The organism is Rheinheimera sp. 1928-s (assembly GCF_029269265.1).
GTDB lineage: Bacteria > Pseudomonadota > Gammaproteobacteria > Enterobacterales > Alteromonadaceae > Pararheinheimera.
Genome location: NZ_JARIXP010000002.1, coordinates 300368 through 318334, shown reverse-complemented (window position 1 = coordinate 318334; position 17967 = coordinate 300368). Strand labels below are relative to the sequence as shown.

Here is a 17967-nt window from a genome sequence, read left to right as displayed (position 1 = left end):
CCTCTGTTTATTAGTTTGATTGCGGACAAATAGCTCCGTATAGAGTGGAACTATATCCTACTTTTTCTTTAATCTCTGGCTTTATATGATCCTGGCCTCAGCATTGAATTAAGGATCTTTCTATGACTACCCTCAGATATTCGGAGCTTCAGGCCGTGTCACGCAGGCATTTGGCGGCTGGTATTCAAACTGTTGTCCGGCAAGCGTTAAGCGATCAACTCGTGGTTGGTACTGTCGTGTTGGTCGCTCGTGATGGAGAACTAATCTACCAGCAGGCAGCAGGTTTTGCTGATCGCGAGAGGGCGAGGCCTATGGCTGTGGACACAGTTTTCCGGCTGGCCTCGGTGAGTAAACCCATAGTCTCTGCAGCGGCATTGGTGCTGGTCGCACAAGGACGGCTCGACCTGGACGAAGATATTGAACGTTGGCAGCCGGAATTTCTGCCTCGATTGGCCGATGGCTGCCGGGCGCGTATTACTGCCCGGCAGTTACTTAGCCATACGGCTGGGTTGGGCTATCGCTTTTTTGAGGTGGACGAAAGCAGTCCCTACGCTATGGCTGGCGTGTCGGATGGGATGGATGCGTCCGGCATCAGCTTGGAGGAGAACCTTAGGCGCATCGCCAGTGTGCCGCTATTGTACGAACCGGGCACCGCCTGGGGGTATTCGTTGGCGACTGATGTGCTGGGCGCATTGATTGAGCGCATTCATGGCACTTCGCTRGATGTCGCGGTGCATCAGTTGGTGACCGGCCCCTTGGGGATGAGCGATACCAGTTTTGTAGCGACTGATCCGCAGCGCATGGCTACCGCTTATGTAAATGACACTCCGTTACCACATCCACTGAAAGAAGGTGAAACGGTTTCGCCTTTTGAGGGGGCTATTGGCATCAAATACAGCCCGGCTCGTATCTTCGATGCACAGTCTTTTCTATCTGGGGGAGCGGGTATGGCCGGTACGGCCGGGGATTTCATGCGCCTGCTGGAAGCCTTGCGTCGGGGCGGCGTACTTCTGCCCAACGAGTTGGTCACAGAAATGGAGCGGGATCAGACCGGCGGATTGGAACTGCCCAATTCACCGGGCTTTGGATTTGGTTTGGGGTTCTCGGTGCTGCGAGATCCTTTGCTTGCCGCTTCGCCCGAGTCTGAAGGGACTTGGCGCTGGGGTGGCGCTTACGGCCATTCCTGGTTTGTGGACCGGGTGCAGCAACTTAGCGTGGTTGCTTTCACCAACACACTGTATGAGGGCATGGCTGGCCGCTTTGTTACTGATCTGCGGGATGCGGTCTATAGTGCGCTGGAGGTGCAGCGATGAATTCCGCTACAGCAGATCGTCTGCCTCTGGCCGCTTTGCTGGCGCTGGCATTAGCAGGATTCGTTACCATACTGACCGAGGCTTTACCTGCGGGTCTTTTGCCACAAATGAGTGCAGGTTTAGGGGTTTCAGAAGCACTTGCTGGTCAGCTTGTTACCATCTATGCCCTTGGATCTCTGCTTGCTGCTATACCGTTGATAGCCATGACACAGGGAATACGGCGCCGTCCCTTGTTACTGGCAGCTATTGCTGGTTTTGCTATCGCGAATACGGTGACCACCTTCTCTACAAGTTATAGCCTGACTATGGTTGCCCGCTTCCTTGCCGGTGTAGCGGCGGGCCTGCTATGGGCGCTATTGGCAGGTTACGCGGCCCGTATGGTGCCAGAGCATCTGAAAGGGCGAGCTATAGCCATTGCGATGGTGGGAACACCGCTGGCACTTTCTTTGGGGGTTCCGGCGGGCACCTTTCTCGGCACCTTGGCAGGTTGGCGTGTCTGTTTCGGGATCATGAGTCTGTTGGCGCTTCTGCTCATTGTGTGGGTCCGCGTGAAGGTACCGGACTTCGCTGGCCAAACTATGGGTAAAAGGCTGTCGCTTGGGCTGGTATTTACTTTACCTGGGATCCGTCCGGTGCTGTTTGTAGTGCTGGCTTTTGTGTTAGCTCACAACATTCTTTACACCTATATAACGGCTTTTCTGGCCGATGCAGGGATGTCTGAGCGAACCGATCTGGTTCTGCTGGTCTTTGGCATAACCGCGCTGTCAGGCATCTGGGTTATTGGTGTGCTGATAGACCGTCATTTGCGGACATTGACACTTGTCAGCACAGTTTTGTTCGCTCTGGCTGCGCTGGTGTTGGGTATTGCCGGCGATATTCCCGTGGCGGTTTATAGCGCAGTTGGTGCCTGGGGACTCGCTTTTGGTGGCGCTGCAACGCTGTTCCAGACTGCGCTCGCCAAAACTGCAGGGGATGCCTCGGATGTAGCACAATCTATGCTGGTTACCGCCTGGAATCTGGCTATAGCGGGCGGTGGCCTCGTTGGAGCTGTGCTGCTGGATCGCTATGGTTCAGTTTCCTTCTCACCTGCACTGTTGATACTGCTTATAGCCACTTTGTTGGTGGCTGGTGCTGCACGGAGTCATGGTTTCCCGGCATCACAACATTAGTGAAGCTGTTGGTTTTTGGTGATGTTCCATGGGCTGCGTTTCGAAATGAACGAACACCTTATTCTGATGAGCAGTAGAATAAGGTGTTCGGCAGAAGGTGTTCATCCAGGAACAAAATTGCAGCTTGGAGTCAAAGTGAATAAGCGTTACTAGCCCGGAATGCGGGCAATCACCTTAATCTCAAAATCAAAGCCGGATAACCAGGTGACACCCACCGCAGTCCAGTTTGGATAAGGTGGGGCGCCAAAGATCTTTTGCTTCACTTTCATAATGGTGCCGAATTGATGTTGTGGATCGGTATGAAAGGTGGTGACGTCGACAATATCGTCAAAGCCGCAACCTGCAGCAGCCAAAGTGGCTTTAAGGTTCTCAAAGGCTAACTCCACCTGAAGTTCGAAATCTGCTTCAGGGCTGCCGTCAGCATGACTGCCTACCTGGCCGGAAACAAACAACAGATCGCCTGAGCGAATTGCTGCTGAATAACCATGCTCTTCATAAAGTGCGTGTCTGTTGGCTGGGAAAATGGGTTCTCTTTTGATCATAGTGTGGTTCTCTTTGTAAAGGGTTTGATGGACAGTGAAGCTGCTGATATGTGCAGTAGCACTACTCCATTCGGATAGTTTTAATAGTCCTGCATGTTGAATTGGTTTAACATACGAAGCGTATGTAGAATATCTCGCATACGCCACGTATGTCAAGTGGCATACATTGCGTATGTGAAAGGAGTATCGAATGAGCACCCGATTAACAAAGATGGCTGAAAACCGTGAGAAGCTGATTGCCGCCGCAAGGCGTGCCTTTGCTGAACAGGGTTATGCTGCCGCATCTATGGATAGCTTAACTGCTGAAGCCGGATTAACCCGGGGCGCGCTGTATCATAACTTTGGCGATAAACGTGGTTTACTTGCTGCTGTTGTCGACCAAATTGACTCTGAAATGGCTGACTATGCGAAGTCTGTTGGAGCCAAAGCAGGGGATGTCTGGTCTGGTTTATTAGCTGAAGGCGCAGCCTATATAGAAAAGGCACTGGACCCCGAAGTGCGGCGAATTGTATTGCTGGATGGCCCTTCTGTACTGGGTGACCCATCGCAGTGGCCAAGCCAGAATAAATGCCTGCAATCGACCAGAAACACCATTGAACAGCTGATTGAAAATGGCACAGTCAAGCCAGTCGATGCTGAAGCTGCCGCTATGTTGTTAAATGGCGCAGCCTTAAATGCAGCGCTTTGGCTAGCGTCCAGTGCCAATCCTCAGGCTATGCTGCCAAAAACGCTGGAGGCATTTAATTTACTGGCTTCAGGGTTTCTGGTTAAGGGATGACAGAAAAAATAACCTTCTGACTTTACAGTGTGTTACGAAGTGCCTCGTATTGGATCAAAACGGGCAAGGGCACGATATCGTCATACGTTGCCCTGTTACCGGATGATCAAACTCCAGTTCTGACGCATGCAACAACAGCCGTGGAGCCATAGCTTGTGTTTCGTCGTTGCCGTATAAATCACAACCCAGCATAGGGTGGCCCAAATACTGGCTATGAATACGCAACTGATGAGTGCGGCCTGTTTTTGGCGTAAATAACAGCCGGGTTCTATCCGGGTTCGTCAATCGTTCCAGCACTTGATAATGGCTAAGTGCTTTTTGGCCTTGTTCAAAACAAACTTTTAAGCGTGGAAACAAAGCTTTGTCTTTGCTGATGGGCGCTTCTATTACTCCGCTATCTTTTTCTATATGACCAGCCACTATGCTTTGGTAGCGTTTGATCACAGTGTGGGACTGAAATTGCTGGCTTAACAAGGCGTTGGTGGTTTTATCCAACGCCAGCAGCATAATGCCTGAGGTGCCAAAGTCGAGTCGGTGTATTAATGTGATCTGTGGATAAATTTGAGCTAGACGATAGTGCACAGAGTCGAGATTCAGTGGGTTTTTACCGGACAAACTCAATAAGCCGCTCGGCTTGTTAATAAGCAGAATCTGGTCGTCCTGATACAGCGTTTCAATAGGCTGATGACAGGCAGGGGCAACAAAATTATCTATAACCGTCATCTTCAGTACCTAAGCTACACAAGGCGCAGAGTGTACTTGAAATCAAAGCTTGCTGCCTTGCTTWAACTTGGTGAAAATAGTGGTTTTCAGCCAGCAAGGGCGTTTGACGATGAATTTGGATGAAGCAGAAGATTGGGCCTGGTGTGATGCGCAGTTTGCCGCTATTGAAGCTTATGTAAAAGCGCAGAATATTCCGCATGGTGTCATTTGTGACTGGCCTGAATGGTATGCCGCACCTTATGTCGGTTTATGGGCCGTGGAAGATCCTGCGGATCCGGGTTTTGTTGGACACTGGATATTAGCCGGTGATACTACAGGTGTGCAGCCGCAGCCTGTGGCTTTTGATTATTTAAGCGCAGAAGACGGTGCCGAACCTCGTGAAGCTTTAGCTGCATTTGCTAAAAAGTGGGCGGCTTTGGCAGCAACTGCAGCGAAAGGCACAGCCTGGACTGGTAGTCCGGTATTAACTGGTGAATTAGCCCAGCAGGCCGCACAGTTAGCACGGCAGGCACAACTGTTAAAGCTTTGGGCCAGTGATGAGGATATGTGGGAGCAGGATTAAAACTCTGCCTGGTTAGTTGATCTGCCTAAAGGCTGAAGGTGATAAACCGACAACCCGTAAAAACTCCTTATTAAAGTTAGATTTGCTGCTGAATCCGGCCTGTTGCATCACTTCAATCACTGGCATGTCAGGTTCAGCCAGCAATAAACGTTTGGCCTCATGGATGCGTTGATCATTCAGATAGACCGAATAACTCTGGCCGTACAGCTGATTAATGGCAGTAGACAACTGACGGGCTGGTAACTGCAGTTTTTTGGCGGCTTGCGGCAAAGTAATGCCAAATTCCTGTTTATACAGCTGCTCTTTAATCACCAGTTGCTCAAAGCGTTGCATGATGTCAGCGGCACGTTGTTGCTCTTCTGGTGTTAGGCTTTTTTGTTCAGGTTGTGAGCCAAGCTGATACATCCATTCCAGCCAGTTGCTGCGCTGTAAAGCGGCCAGCAAAGTGGCGATATTTAGCAGAAAAAAGGCGCAACCCGAAATAAAAAGTGCCACCGAGTCCTGCAGTTTCACTCCAGCCTGAATTTCCTGAACCACAGCTATTTCACAGCCAATATTGATCAGTGCAATCAGCATCAGACAAGCTAACCAGCGATAAGCAGGGGAGGCCAAAGTGCCCAGATGGCGCAAGGCTTGTTTTCCTTGTCGCATCCGAAAAGCTATTAACAGGAAATACAAAATAAAACTGGCCATGATGGCGAAGTCTATGCCATTCATCAGCATTGGGCTGCTGAGCAGTATCACAAACACTAGAGTTCCGGCGACAAAGTGCAAAACATCAGACCAGCGCAGTTGAGCATCAGGTTTTTGCACCAGACAAAAATACAGATACAACAAAGGCCCAAGCCACATAGCCACCAAAGGCCGAAGCAAACCTAAAGCACCGGCTTGTCCATGCAGCACAGCAATCAGCACAATACTTTGATGGGCATACAGCAGATAGCTAACACCAAGCAGACGTTTAGGCCAGGGCCGCAAAGCTGTCATAAACAAGAATTGCGCTGCTAACAACAGGCAAAGCAAAGTATTAGCGAACTGAATATAGGTAATGTAACTAAGCATCTGATCTGCCTTTTAAATTATGCCTCATCATAGCCCTGGTTAAGGCGACCTGAAACCTGTTTTTTAAGACCTCGATCCTGTTTTGAGTCGAGCACAAGGACCAAAAAGTACAAAGTCGCTGGCAGTTCATCACAACAGGAAACTTTTATGCGCCACTCTTTAATTTCTACCAAAAGCCGTTTTGCCAGTATCAGCGCTTTGACCTTGCTGATGGTCATTGCACCTGCGCAGGCTGAGTCTTTGCTGATCCGTAATGTCCGCGTTATAAGTGACGGTGTTAGTGACGGCATCACTGGCAATCACCCACAAGCTTCAGCTGCGCAGGATGTGCTGATTACTAACGGAAAAATTAAGGCTATAGGCACAGAGCTTGGACAAGCTGACAGGCAGATTGATGCGACTGGTAAGTATCTGATCCCTGGGTTAATCGACAGCCATGTGCACCTAGATGGTGTGCCTGGCTACAAGGGCCATGACGCAAAAGATGAGTCTATGCTGCAACAAGCCAGAGCCCAGATGCCACGCAGTTATGCTTATTTTGGTTTTACTACTGTGCTGGATTTAACTGGGGATGCGAACTTTATTGCCAGCTGGAACAGCGTGCCTGCAGGTCCAAAAGCGTATTTTTGTGCGCCAGTGGTGATCCCTAATGGTTATCCGGCAGTGTTTTTTGGTAAAGAAGGCCAGTTTCAGCTAAAAGGCAGTCAATTCATGCTGTATGACCCGGCTCAGCCTGATGTATATCCGGCCAGTTTTAACAAGGAAGAGCATAGCCCACAGGCTGTGGTGGCTATAGCCAAACAGCAGGGTGCCCGTTGTATCAAGGTATTTTATGAAACAGGTTTTGGCGCACAACGTAACTTACCTGTGCCGTCCATCGAGCTGATGAAAGCCGTAGTGACACAGGCTAAACAACAAGGGCTGCCAGTGTTTTTGCATGGTAATTCGCAGGCCGCTTATGAGTTTGCGCTGGACAGCGGAGTGAATACTTTGGTGCATGGGTTATGGCATACCCATAAAGGTGCAAAGCCAGAACATAATCACAGCAAATTGGATCAGATTGCCGACCAACTAGTGAAAGCTGGTATAGCGGTTCAGCCTACCATTCAGGTGCTTTATGGTGAGCAGGAATTATTGAACCCAGCATTTTTTCAAAGTCCACAAGTGCAGCATGCAATGCCTAAGTCACTGATCCAATGGTATCAAACCGAAGCAGGGCAGTGGATGAACAGAGAGCTGGCTGGCAACTTTGCGCCAGCGAAAAATCCAGCACAGCTGTATCAACAGATCACGCAGGCTTATCAGCAACCTCTGAATACAGTAAAAAAAATGACTGCAGATTTAAAGCAGCGAGGTGCTTTGTTGCAGTTTGGCAGCGATACGCCAAGTGGTCCTTTTTATAGTCAGTTTCCAGGCATCAATGGTCGCTGGGAAATGGATCGCTGGCTGGACACTGGTTTGAGTTTATCGCAGCTGTTCAGCGCCATGACCAGTGGCAATGCCAAAGCTTTAGGCATGGATCATCAGATTGGTCTGGTAGCGGTTGGGCTGGATGCTGATTTGTTATTGCTCAATAGCAACCCACTGCAGAATGTGCAAGCTTATGATGAAATAGAGTGGGTAATCCTTAAAGGCAAAGCAGTGGAACGCTCTTTATTGTCGGCAACTCAATACCCATAAAGACTATCGCTTTGGTTTTTTGTGCTCTTGCTGTTAATCTGGTTCTGTAAAAGGAATTTTCAGCAGGAGTGAAAGTGAAAACAACCCATGTTCTGATGGTGTCTGCAGTGGTATTTGTTGTGGGTCTGTTTGCCGGCTTGCAACTAAATAGCAGTAATCGGCAGCTTGCCAATTCGATTTCGCAGGAAAATGTAGAGCCCGAATTGCCAGAGCCCCAGGTTCAAGCGTCGATTCCGGCAGATGCGACAAGGCTGGAGCAACTGCAGCAGAGGATCATAGATCTAGAACAGCAATTATCTGCACGGGATCAAAGGCAGGAGTTGGCTCAGCAGTCTTTACAGCAAAACTTAGTATCTGAAACTGAAGAACCTGAGCAAAACACCGATGCTGCCGAGACCGCTATCAAGCCTGAGCACGCCAGTTCCTTTTTACCCGAACCTTTTGCCAGCCTGATGGCAAAACAAGCAGGCCAGGCTATTGATTATCTGAATCAGCATCAACTGGAAGACATAGACAGCGAATGGGCTTATCAGATGGAGCTAAAAATAGCCGACCATTTTGCCACTCACGAGCATGCCAGTCAGGTAGAGCTGAGTTCAGTATCCTGCAAAACCAGTATCTGTGAAATTCGTGGTTATGAATACGAGCCAGAGCGCTTTATTGTTGTTTACAACGCGATGCAAACGCAAAGCTGGTGGCGTTATAGCAGCTCTTATGCATTTCAGGACAGTAACGAACAAGGCAGGTACTTTTATCTGCTGGCTGAAATGAGGCGCTAAGACAGCAGGCTCTATAGCGCTATACCTGCGGCTTTCAGCTGCTGCAACAAAGGCTCCAGCATAGGCTGATACTTCTGCCAGCGCCCGACAGATTTTGTATTCACAGGCTCACGCACCTGAACTTTGGAGGCGGTAGACACTGGGGCCTGATTCAGTTCGCTATGTAAACAAGCTTGTTGCCAGTCCAGATCACAAAATTCAAGTAATTCAGCAATCTGTTGTTCTGGGTTTTGCACCAGCGCCTCATAACTTTGCAGTCTGAAATTCGGCAAATTTTGCTGTTGCCAGAACAAAGCCAGTTGGTGGAAAGCGGTATAAAAATGTGCGGTGTGTTTTAGATTAAAGGCATAACGGTAATAAGGACTGCCGAGGGAAAACAGTGCTCTGTAGTTACCAAGGCAGGTGTCCATCGGGTGACGCATCATGCAGATAATTTTGGCATTGGGCAGGGCACGGCGTATCAAATCGATATAAAAAAAGTTAAACGGCAGTTTGTCGATAAAACGTGGCTTGCTGCCAGTCACCACTCTGCTGCGCTCAAGATAACGTTCGCCTAAAGCGTTAAAATCCAGCGCATAAGCCGCGTTTAAGGTCTCTACATCCACTACTTTATCACTGGGTGTTGCTGTCAGTTCTTTGACCGCTAAACCAAAATCCTGCAATTCACCTGCTGATAATACGTCGCTGTGACTGCTTAAAATACGTTCCACTAAGGTAGTGCCTGAACGGGGCATACCGAGAATAAAAATGGGCTCGCGGCTTGGACAGCCTGCGGTACTGAGTACAGGGCTGACCGCATGCTGAGTGGCGGCAGCAAACAAGGCTAAATCCTCTTCGACCTGATAATTCAGAGTCTGAGATTTGTAGTGTTTGGCCTGTGCCAACTCTGCCATAGCGGCCGGGTAGTTGTGTATGGCTTCGTATTCTTTGGCCAATGCATGGCCTATATGCAATAAAGCATCAGCCGAATGCAGTCTGGTTTTAACCTGTTGTAACTCATTGATCCTGGTCTGTGGATCTGAGGTCATGGCCAAATCACTCATTGCATAATGAGCCTGATAATAAGTGGGCTCGAGCTGCAAAGCCTGTTCAAAAGCGGCTTTGGCTGAAGGAAAGTCACCAACAAACTTCAATGACACGCCAAGGTTGTATAAATAGCTGGCTTTGTTTTGTTGCAAACGAACCGCATGTTGAAAATAGCTTAACGCCAGTTGATGTAAACCTACCCGGCTTAACGCTACGCCTAAGGTATCTAAAGTTAAAGCCTGCTGAATTTGCTCTGCAGGCAAAGCTTCGGCTATGGCTTTGGCTTTTTCTAAAGCGCCTGTCAGGCTGTAGCCTTTGGCTAAATGAGCCAGATACTCATCTTTCGCATGCAGGCTAACGGCTTTTTCCATTAAACGAACAGACTTCTGCACCTGACCATATTCAAGGTTAATCACCCCTAATAAAAAGTAACTGTCAGCATGATCGGGCTGATGTTCCAGCAACTGGGCTAAACAGGCATGCGCTTCTTTAAAACGGCGTTGCTGGAGCAGTTGCATGGCGTGCTGGTGTTGTTGGCGTAAAGCAGGAGCGAGTTGTAGAGTCATACTATTCCGGAAAAATAAGGGCACAGTCAGTGCCCTTCAGAAAAAACAGTTTTACCTCAACTGAGCTTAGATCTCAAACTGATAGTTAAACTTCATGCCCACCGTCATTGGCGTCAAAATGAAATGACCGTAGTTACGTTGCAGTGCCGGATCATTTGCATTCATCTCTGGATAAGTCGCCAGACCAATGTCGCCTTTATCACGGCGGACTGAAGTAAAGGCATATTTATCAAACAGGTTATCGACATAGAAGGTAACAGACCAACTGTCGTCAGCCAGTTTGGCTGCGACGTTGCTGAGGCTATAGGCTGGCAAGGTTTCACCGTCAGCTCTTAAACCCACTTTGGAAATCACATCACTTTGGTAGGTTAAACCGTAGGTCAGATCCAACTGTTTACCATCCAGAATTTCGGTCTGATAGTTCAGGCCCAAAGAGAACTGGTGTTCAGGTGAACCCGGCAGTCTGTCACCGTCTTTACCGTCATAAAAATCTTGTATCTCAGTGCCTTGATCGTCCACAACCGCAAACAGGAATGGCGCATCGCTGGTCAGTTCTGCTTTGGTGTAAGCGTAGGTGGCGTAAGTGCTGATACCATTGGGTAAAATAGCCCGGGCTGAAATTTCAACACCCCTGGAATTGGCGGACGCCGCGTTGGTGACAATAGGTTGCTGACCATTGACTGTTGCACCTGAAACCTGAGCATCTTCCCAATCCACATTAAATACTGCTGCATTAAAGTGCAGTTTGTTTTTAAACCAACTGCTTTTAAAACCCAGCTCGTAGTTAGTCGTGGTGTCTGGTGTGAAAATGCGCTCGTTTGGCAAAGCACATATCTCAGGTCTGTCTGGTAGCGGATCCGGGCACGGTCTCACGCCGTTAGAACCACCAATACGGAAACCTTCACTAACGGTAAAATAGCCCATGACATCCGGAGTGAATTTATAGTTGGTATTAAATTTCAGTAAGTTACCGCTGTCACCTGCATTGGCTGGTTCGAAAACCAGATTAATCGCGTCTGATGGTTCTCCCTCAAAGACGGAGTTATATAGCGGCAAGTCGGTCGCGGACTGGGACTTTACATCGTAGTCATAAAAACGAGCGCCGACAGTAAAAGCCAATTGTTCTGTCATCTGATAACCCAGTTCACCAAAAATTGCTTTTTCAGTGACAGTGGTGTCGTCGACAGAAATATATTCTAAAGCGTCAGGACGTGGGTTACCGCCAGTTTCCCACTCAGTCAGAGCGTATTGATCAAAACCTGGGGTAAACTCTCTGCTGTAGCCTTCAAATTCTGACTTGTTATAAAACGCACCCACAATCCAGTTCCAGTCACTGTCACCTGTGGAGACTAAGCGCAGTTCCTGAGTGAATACTTCCTCTTCTTCATCTTCGCGGGTAAAAGCGGAGAAGGCCGGAAACTCTTCATAACCATAATTCAGACGGATCAGTAAGTCGGTTTGATCACGTTGGCCGTGCTCTTCAGCTTTGGCTAAACCCGTAGCAGATACCAGCTCGGCAAAACCTAAGTCGGCACTGACTTCCAGGCTTAACAGTGAGTTATCAATATCGTTTGGTTCTTCATAGCGGTAGGCTGATTCATATTTGCCAACTAATGGTTTCAGCGGATTAGGTTCACCCAGAGAGTCGTAATGAGTAATACCACGGCCTTCAATTTTTTCGTTCTGAAAGTAGTAATTTAATGTGCTGTCTAGCCAGTCATTTGGCGTCCAGCGCAAAGCTATACGGCCAGTGGTGGTTTGTTCACCATTGGCGTCCGCTTTACGGTAGGTGTTTTCAGCGACTTCAGCACTGTCACTCCAATCCGGATCGGTCAGTGATACCCCAGGTTCACGCACCAGATAGTTGTAATCTATGTAACCTGGATCGTTCAGATAATTCAGAGAAGCACGCAAGGCCAATGTATCGTCAATCAGCGGCAGGTTGACAATAAAACCACCTTGTTTGCCTAAGCTGTCACTTTCTTTTGTCGATGATAAATCGCCAAAGATGCTGGCGCTGGTGACGTCAGTTTCGGGTTTATTCAGAATGTAACGGATAGCGCCACCCAAAGTACCAGCGCCATACAGAGTCCCCTGAGGGCCAATTAACACTTCAACCCGCTCCACATCGACCAGTTTCAGATCCACAGCAGCAGGCAGTTCACCAATATAAGTAGAGACTGTGCCACCGTCAGAACCAGGGCCTGAAGAGTTGGTATTTAAGCCACGCACAATAATAGGGGAGGCTTCACGGCCGCCTTGATCAGTAATGGTTAAGCCTGGTACCCAGCGGGCAATATCTGCCAGTTCGCTGATGTTTTGCTGGGCGATGACATCATTGTCCAGAGCTGTAATATTCAGAGGTGCTTCCTGCACTGTTCCGCTGCGGCGGGTTGCGGTGACATTAATCACCTCAATTTCTTGTTGTTGTGCTGCTAACTCTTCTGCTTTTACAGCAATAGCAGGTGCTGCTAAAACAGAAGCTATGGTCAGCGATAACAGGCTGGGCTTAAACTGCATGGAAAATACCTCTATTGGTCGTGTTTTTTTGGTGTTTCATCCGATGGAAACACAGAAAAAATCATAAAACAATAGCCATTTAAACTGTATGATGAATTTATATTCAATAATTAACAAATTAAATTCATTTCTCCATTTTTGTTTAAATTTTGTTTCAGCCCTTTATCTGTGCAGTATTGTTGTTTTTTTTCTTAGGTGAGTATGAAATCTAAACTACATGAATCTCATATTTATGCATATTAGCTATGGGTGATTTATTTTTACTCGATAAGTGAAGTTTTTTCATGCGCTGATGTGCCGGGGTTTTTGATCCTTTTCATCGCTCACAGGCACAAGCTTATCAACCTTGAATTGTCACCAGGCTTGACAGCCGGGCACTGGCATCAGATAACAGAGTTATTGTAAGTGCTTTCATTGGGGCTGGTATGAGGTCTGTTATATGCAGAATAGCTGCTGGGTTGTTTTTTGTTGTTATGTTGATGGCTTCGCCTGTGTCTGCGCAGCAGAAACTCTCTTTGTGTCCGGCGGCTGCAACAGGCACTTATACACTGGATAAGCAGCACTATGCCGATAAAGTACATGGGTTCTGGCTGGGGCTGAGTATTGCCAACTGGACTGGCTTGGTCACTGAAATGGATAAAATTGGTGGCGAGGGACCAGCAGGGCAGTTTTATACCCGCGAGGACTGGCAAAAAAAAGACCAGCCCAGTATCTGGGGTCAGGGGATTCCCAGCAATTTATCGGACACTATTGATTGGGTGGTGGCAGATAAAGATGAAGTCTGGGGCTCGGATGATGACAGTGATATTGAGTATATTTATCTGAAGCTGATGCACGACAGCAAACAGCCGTTACTCAGTGCAGAGCAAATCCGTGATGGCTGGCTGGCGCATATTTATAAAGACACAGAAACACCATTTAAAACCGCCGACGGCAAAGCTGAGAACTTTTTATGGGTATCGAATCAGCAAGCTTTTGATTTAATGCAGCAAAATATTTTGCCGCCCTTTACCGGTATGCCAGCTTATAACCCGCATTACGATATGATTGATGCCCAACTGACCACTGAACTCTTTGGCATTCTGGCGCCTTTCCGTGCTGATATAGCCTCTAAACTGGCCTATTTACCTATACGCACCACGGCTTATGGCGAAGCGGCCGATATCGCTAATTTTTATGTGGTGATGCATGCGCTCTCAGCTGCAGTGGATCCAGCCATAGCTATACAGCCGCAATTGCTGCGAATGGCTAAGCAGGCTCGCGCTGAGCTGCCATCAAACCAGTATCCGGCCAAGATGTTTGATTATGTCTGGTCTTTGTATCAGTCCGGAATGCCCTGGGAAGAGGCCAGAGACAAGCTGTATCAGCGGTATCAGCTAGAAGCGAAAGATGGTTACGAAATTACCAACAAGAAACTGTATTGCAATGGCTGTTTTGCAGCTGGTATTAACTTTGCCGCCAGTTTGGTCAGCTTGTTTTATGGTGAAGGTGATATGCAGGAGACAATAAAAATAGCAGTATTAGCCGGCTGGGATTCGGATAATCCGGCTGCAACCTGGGGTGGGCTTTATGGTTTTATACTGGGAAAATCTGGAGTAGAACAGGCTTTTGGGCGCAGTTTCTCCGACAAATTTAATATTCACCGCACCCGCAAAGGTTTTGCCAATAACGGCATAGATAACTTTGACCAGATGGCGTTGATGGCTACAGCTATTGTCGACCAGGTAGTAGCGCAGCATATGCCAGCAACAACGGCAGTAAAAACAGCTGCTGATGCAGAGTGTTGGCATATTCCGGCTTTTGTCACACCAGCCGTCAGTCCTTTATAACGCAAATCAAAAAAGACAGTCTGAGTTACAGACTGTCTTTTCAGAGAAAAATACCTTCAGCTTTTTAGTGCATCGGCTACTGCCGCTTTTAATGACAGGGTTGCTTGCCCCGTCAGTTGACTTAGTTGCCGGCTCTGATCAAACAAATCGCCTTTTGATGCGGCTGTATCTGAGTCTGCCAGAATATGGGCCAAACCATCAGGCAAACCTGCTTGTTGTAACATGGCGTAATAATCTGCTTCGGCCATATCCTGATAGACCACTGTTTTTCCGGATTGCAGACTAATTTCGGCCGCCAGTTCCGTCAGACTATAAGCTTCATCGCCAGCTAGTTCATACACCAGTCCGGCCTGATCCTCTTTGGTTAACACTGCGGCAGCAGCAGCTGCATAGTCAGCTCTGCTTGCTGAAGCAATACGCCCTTCTTTAGCGCAACCCGCTAATACGCCATAGTTGAGCGCGACCGGAATGGCGGCTAAGTAGTTTTCGGTATACCAGCCGTTACGCAGCAGAGTGTAAGGCAAGCCTGAATCCGCCAATAACTGTTCTGTCGCCAGATGTTCACCGGCCAGAGCCAGGGTGGATCGGTCGGCGTGCAGCAGGCTGGTGTAAGCCAGTAGTTTTACACCTGCATGTTTGGCTGCTTCTATCACAGCTTTATGTTGAGGCACACGCCAGCCTATTTCGCTGGAAGAGATCAACAGTACTTTGTCTACACCATGAAAAGCACTTTGCAGACTACTGGGTTGGTCATAGTCCGCCTGGCGCAGCTGCACACCTAAAGTGGCCAAATCCTGTGCATTTTCGAGGTTACGCACTGCTGCAATAATTTGTGAGGCCGGTACTATGTTCAGCAGTTGCTGAATAACAAGACGACCGAGCTGACCATTAGCACCTGTAATTGCAATCATCATATTTACCTTGTGAGTTGAGTTCGTTGTGCATACTATCAAGCACGATTTCTTTTAGTAAGTACGCACAAAAAGGTAAGTGTCTGATGTCCGCAATAGAAAAAGAGCAGCATCTCCCAGTCCCAGGGCTGGCATCTTTATTACAACGACCTGGCATGGTGTTTTCGCCAGATTGTCCTTCCCGTCAGGTGTTGCAAACCGTGACCAGTCGTTGGGCTGTGCTGGTTCTGGTTGCTCTGCTGGCCGGGACTCACAGATTCAGCGAACTGAGACGAAAAATAGGAGGGGTGAGTGAGAAAATGCTGGCGCAGACGCTGCAAGCCCTTGAACAGGATGGCTTTGTATCACGCAAGTCATTCCCTGTGGTTCCCCCTCATGTGGAATACAGTCTGACGCCTATGGGCAGCGAAATAGCTAAACAAGTGGAAAGTATGACGGATTGGATCAACCAGAATTTGTACCGCATCATGCAGCACAAAGCGGCGCAGCAGGATGATGCTACAACATAAAGCGCCGCCGCTCTGAGCCATGAATTCAGGTGCTTTGAATGTGCTGTAAATGCTGACGGATATGCATCACATGAGCGGCCTGATAGTCCTGATGATTCAGCACACCGTAGGCAAAATGTGGCGTGAGGCTTGTGCTCTGGCTAAATTGCTCTAAGGCTTGTAATAAGGTCTGCAATGCCTGTTGTGTTGGCATGGTTGCGTCAAGCAGCGGCATGCCTGGGATCACCTCATCCAGCGGGTGATGCATAGCACCTGCGGTTTTAAAAGCTTTGAGGGCAACAGGTCCAATACTATGAGTGAACCAGGCTGCTTTATGTTCAGGATAACCCTGAAACGAGCCCTGAACGCTTTGAGCCAGATGCTGAAATACCTGGCTTGGATTCCAGCTGCCGCTGCTGGTGAGTTCTTTATTCTGCAGCCATTGCAGTTGCTCAATTAATGCATCCCAATGGGCTTCAAAACCTCTGCTGCCCAGTTCCAGTCCTGCAGCAGCTGTCACAGCAATACCTGCACCTGCTATTAAAAATTGTCTTCTGTTCATCTGCTTTCCTTGATCCGGCGCCGCTGTACTTGCTGATTTTATCCGGATCTCCTACCTTGTGCACAGTTTGAATTATTCAGCTTGATAAGCTCAGGTTAATTTATGTCCGACCATTTTGCATTACAGCTTCGACAGCACAGCCACTGGTTTGCCGCTTTATCAGCCAGCCAACAGCAGCAATTGTTAGCTCATGCCAGACTGGTGCAACTTGGGGCAGGGCAACGTTTATTCAGTCGCGGTGATGAGTTTGATGGCATCTATGTGTTGTTATCCGGCGCTTTGCTGATTGCTGGTGTGCATCAATCAGGCCGCGAAGCATTGCTGACCATAGTGGAAGCCGGTGACTGGATAGGTGAAATAGCCTTGTTTGACCGCAAAGCCCGCACTCATGATGCGACCGCCAGTGTGGCTTGTCAGTTGCTGCAGTTGAATCATTCAGCTTTGCAGCAATTAGCGCAGCAAGACCCGCTTTGGTGGCAACGCTTTGGCCAGTTATTAACTGAAAAAATGCGCTTAGTATTTCAGGCGCTGGAAGATATCAGTTTGTTACCCGCTTCAGTGCGTCTGGCCAGGCGTTTAGTGATGTTATGCCGTTTGCATCAGCAGGATGAGCGTTATCTGATCCCGGTGCAGCAAGAGCAACTTGGGCAATTATTGTCGTTATCACGCCAGACTATTAATCAGTTACTTCAACAACTGGTAGTGAGTGGCGTGATCCGCACCAGTTATGCCGAAATTGAAGTATTAGATTTGAAGCTGTTAAAACAAGCTGCGGAGATGGCCGTTTAGCGACTGCTTAAGATTGTCGGCTGCCCGACAGTGTTCCGCCCGGTTTTGCCTTAGAGTGTTTTTTTACTAAGGAGAACCCTATGAAAACCTTATCAGAACATTTAATTCAGTATGCCCATTACCACAGAAACAAACGTAATATTTATACCCACTTTGCTGGTATCCCGCTGATTGTGATTGCCTTATTCAGCTTATTGTCGTTTGAGATAGTGGCTGGTATCACAGCCACTCATCTGCTGCTGGTTGGCTCTTTGCTATTTTATTTCCGCTTAAGTTTGAGTATGGGGCTGGTGATGCTGGTGTTCAGCTTGAGCTGTTATGCTCTGGCGCTGCAATTGGTAGCACTGAACAGCACCGCTGCCTGGGTAGGCTGGTCTGTTGCAGTATTTGTGTTGGGTTGGGTTTTGCAATTTATCGGGCACTATTTTGAAGGCAAAAAACCAGCTTTTGTCGATGATCTGGTGGGATTGTTGATAGGGCCTTTGTTTGTGATGGCTGAAGTACTGTTTTTGCTGGGTTTTGCCAAATCGCTGCAACAGCAAATTGATCAAAGCGCCGGACCTGTGCATTAAGCATCTATGCGACCTTTATTGTTAGACTATCTTTATTGCCAGACTGCCTTTATTGCTAGGTTGACTGGGCCAATCAGCTTACACTAGCCGTATTGT

Annotated in this window: 17 protein-coding genes; 10 read left to right on the top strand and 7 right to left on the bottom strand. The window is 48.2% G+C overall.

All coding sequences use genetic code 11. The annotated features are described in order from the left end of the window. Positions 1–122 precede the first annotated feature (122 nt). Both P3C17_RS06280 and P3C17_RS06275 read left to right on the top strand, forming a co-directional pair. Positions 123–1313: a serine hydrolase domain-containing protein gene (locus P3C17_RS06280; RefSeq protein ID WP_300928609.1), complete on the top strand. Its 1191-nt coding sequence runs from the start codon at positions 123–125 to the stop codon at positions 1311–1313. Beyond that, positions 1310–2482 (top strand): MFS transporter, encoded by a 1173-nt coding sequence (locus tag P3C17_RS06275; RefSeq protein ID WP_300928608.1) that lies wholly within the window; start codon positions 1310–1312, stop codon positions 2480–2482. The genes P3C17_RS06280 and P3C17_RS06275 overlap by 4 nt, the downstream gene beginning before the upstream one ends. 149 nt (positions 2483–2631) lie before the next feature. Here the strand turns inward: P3C17_RS06275 and P3C17_RS06270 are convergent, their stop codons facing one another. Then, positions 2632–3024, bottom strand: coding sequence for a RidA family protein (locus P3C17_RS06270; RefSeq protein ID WP_300928607.1), 393 nt, complete (start codon positions 3022–3024; stop codon positions 2632–2634). Positions 3025–3214: 190 nt separating this feature from the next. Here P3C17_RS06270 and P3C17_RS06265 point away from each other — a divergent pair, with 190 nt between their 5' ends. Further along, positions 3215–3802: a TetR/AcrR family transcriptional regulator gene (locus P3C17_RS06265; RefSeq protein WP_300928606.1), complete on the top strand. Its 588-nt coding sequence runs from the start codon at positions 3215–3217 to the stop codon at positions 3800–3802. Between the two features lie 54 nt (positions 3803–3856). On the opposite strand, the gene P3C17_RS06260 is transcribed toward P3C17_RS06265, so the two are convergent. Next, positions 3857–4525 (bottom strand): RluA family pseudouridine synthase, encoded by a 669-nt coding sequence (locus P3C17_RS06260; RefSeq protein WP_300928605.1) that lies wholly within the window; start codon positions 4523–4525, stop codon positions 3857–3859. A gap of 109 nt (positions 4526–4634) precedes the next feature. Here P3C17_RS06260 and P3C17_RS06255 point away from each other — a divergent pair, with 109 nt between their 5' ends. Beyond that, on the top strand, positions 4635–5087 hold the full coding sequence (locus P3C17_RS06255) for a DUF4826 family protein (protein ID WP_300928604.1): 453 nt from the start codon (positions 4635–4637) through the stop codon (positions 5085–5087). Between the two features lie 12 nt (positions 5088–5099). On the opposite strand, the gene P3C17_RS06250 is transcribed toward P3C17_RS06255, so the two are convergent. Beyond that, a complete protein-coding gene (locus P3C17_RS06250) occupies positions 5100–6149 on the bottom strand; it encodes a helix-turn-helix domain-containing protein (RefSeq protein WP_300928603.1) in 1050 nt (349 codons plus the stop codon). Positions 6150–6296: 147 nt separating this feature from the next. Between P3C17_RS06250 and P3C17_RS06245 the strand changes: the two genes are divergently transcribed. Further along, the gene (locus P3C17_RS06245) at positions 6297–7829 is read left to right on the top strand and encodes an amidohydrolase family protein (protein ID WP_300928602.1); all 1533 of its coding nucleotides are present in this window, start codon (positions 6297–6299) and stop codon (positions 7827–7829) included. A 74-nt stretch (positions 7830–7903) separates the two neighbouring features. After that, positions 7904–8608 (top strand): hypothetical protein, encoded by a 705-nt coding sequence (locus P3C17_RS06240; RefSeq protein WP_300928601.1) that lies wholly within the window; start codon positions 7904–7906, stop codon positions 8606–8608. An 11-nt stretch (positions 8609–8619) separates the two neighbouring features. On the opposite strand, the gene P3C17_RS06235 is transcribed toward P3C17_RS06240, so the two are convergent. Next, a complete protein-coding gene (locus P3C17_RS06235) occupies positions 8620–10200 on the bottom strand; it encodes a tetratricopeptide repeat-containing sulfotransferase family protein (protein ID WP_300928600.1) in 1581 nt (526 codons plus the stop codon). A gap of 66 nt (positions 10201–10266) precedes the next feature. Next, the gene (locus P3C17_RS06230) at positions 10267–12720 is read right to left on the bottom strand and encodes a TonB-dependent receptor (protein WP_300928599.1); all 2454 of its coding nucleotides are present in this window, start codon (positions 12718–12720) and stop codon (positions 10267–10269) included. Between the two features lie 425 nt (positions 12721–13145). Here P3C17_RS06230 and P3C17_RS06225 point away from each other — a divergent pair, with 425 nt between their 5' ends. Further along, positions 13146–14549: an ADP-ribosylglycohydrolase family protein gene (locus P3C17_RS06225; protein ID WP_300928598.1), complete on the top strand. Its 1404-nt coding sequence runs from the start codon at positions 13146–13148 to the stop codon at positions 14547–14549. Positions 14550–14605: 56 nt separating this feature from the next. Here P3C17_RS06225 and P3C17_RS06220 read toward each other — a convergent pair whose 3' ends face one another. Then, entirely contained in the window at positions 14606–15463 is an 858-nt protein-coding gene (locus tag P3C17_RS06220) for an SDR family oxidoreductase (protein WP_300928597.1), read from the bottom strand. A gap of 83 nt (positions 15464–15546) precedes the next feature. On the opposite strand from P3C17_RS06220, the gene P3C17_RS06215 reads away from it, so the two are divergent. Next, complete coding sequence (locus P3C17_RS06215; RefSeq protein ID WP_300928596.1) at positions 15547–15969, top strand: helix-turn-helix domain-containing protein; 423 nt, start codon at positions 15547–15549, stop codon at positions 15967–15969. Positions 15970–15994: 25 nt separating this feature from the next. On the opposite strand, the gene P3C17_RS06210 is transcribed toward P3C17_RS06215, so the two are convergent. Next, the gene (locus P3C17_RS06210; RefSeq protein ID WP_300928595.1) at positions 15995–16510 is read right to left on the bottom strand and encodes a DUF1569 domain-containing protein; all 516 of its coding nucleotides are present in this window, start codon (positions 16508–16510) and stop codon (positions 15995–15997) included. A gap of 102 nt (positions 16511–16612) precedes the next feature. On the opposite strand from P3C17_RS06210, the gene P3C17_RS06205 reads away from it, so the two are divergent. Further along, positions 16613–17299, top strand: coding sequence for a Crp/Fnr family transcriptional regulator (locus P3C17_RS06205; RefSeq protein WP_300928594.1), 687 nt, complete (start codon positions 16613–16615; stop codon positions 17297–17299). An 80-nt stretch (positions 17300–17379) separates the two neighbouring features. Next, on the top strand, positions 17380–17871 hold the full coding sequence (locus P3C17_RS06200; protein WP_300928593.1) for an Mpo1-like protein: 492 nt from the start codon (positions 17380–17382) through the stop codon (positions 17869–17871). Positions 17872–17967 lie beyond the last annotated feature (96 nt).

Bases quoted from the DNA above. Each gene is read 5' to 3' on its own strand.
- P3C17_RS06260 (WP_300928605.1), bottom strand. From the start codon at position 4,525: ATGACGGTTATAGATAATTTTGTTGCCCCTGCCTGTCATCAGCCTATT.
- P3C17_RS06255 (WP_300928604.1), top strand. From the start codon at position 4,635: ATGAATTTGGATGAAGCAGAAGATTGGGCCTGGTGTGATGCGCAGTTT.
- P3C17_RS06230 (WP_300928599.1), bottom strand. From the start codon at position 12,720: ATGCAGTTTAAGCCCAGCCTGTTATCGCTGACCATAGCTTCTGTTTTA.
- P3C17_RS06205 (WP_300928594.1), top strand. From the start codon at position 16,613: ATGTCCGACCATTTTGCATTACAGCTTCGACAGCACAGCCACTGGTTT.
- P3C17_RS06265 (WP_300928606.1), top strand. From the start codon at position 3,215: ATGAGCACCCGATTAACAAAGATGGCTGAAAACCGTGAGAAGCTGATT.
- P3C17_RS06215 (WP_300928596.1), top strand. From the start codon at position 15,547: ATGTCCGCAATAGAAAAAGAGCAGCATCTCCCAGTCCCAGGGCTGGCA.
- P3C17_RS06200 (WP_300928593.1), top strand. From the start codon at position 17,380: ATGAAAACCTTATCAGAACATTTAATTCAGTATGCCCATTACCACAGA.
- P3C17_RS06275 (WP_300928608.1), top strand. From the start codon at position 1,310: ATGAATTCCGCTACAGCAGATCGTCTGCCTCTGGCCGCTTTGCTGGCG.
- P3C17_RS06270 (WP_300928607.1), bottom strand. From the start codon at position 3,024: ATGATCAAAAGAGAACCCATTTTCCCAGCCAACAGACACGCACTTTAT.
- P3C17_RS06210 (WP_300928595.1), bottom strand. From the start codon at position 16,510: ATGAACAGAAGACAATTTTTAATAGCAGGTGCAGGTATTGCTGTGACA.
- P3C17_RS06235 (WP_300928600.1), bottom strand. From the start codon at position 10,200: ATGACTCTACAACTCGCTCCTGCTTTACGCCAACAACACCAGCACGCC.
- P3C17_RS06245 (WP_300928602.1), top strand. From the start codon at position 6,297: ATGCGCCACTCTTTAATTTCTACCAAAAGCCGTTTTGCCAGTATCAGC.
- P3C17_RS06250 (WP_300928603.1), bottom strand. From the start codon at position 6,149: ATGCTTAGTTACATTACCTATATTCAGTTCGCTAATACTTTGCTTTGC.
- P3C17_RS06220 (WP_300928597.1), bottom strand. From the start codon at position 15,463: ATGATGATTGCAATTACAGGTGCTAATGGTCAGCTCGGTCGTCTTGTT.
- P3C17_RS06225 (WP_300928598.1), top strand. From the start codon at position 13,146: ATGAGGTCTGTTATATGCAGAATAGCTGCTGGGTTGTTTTTTGTTGTT.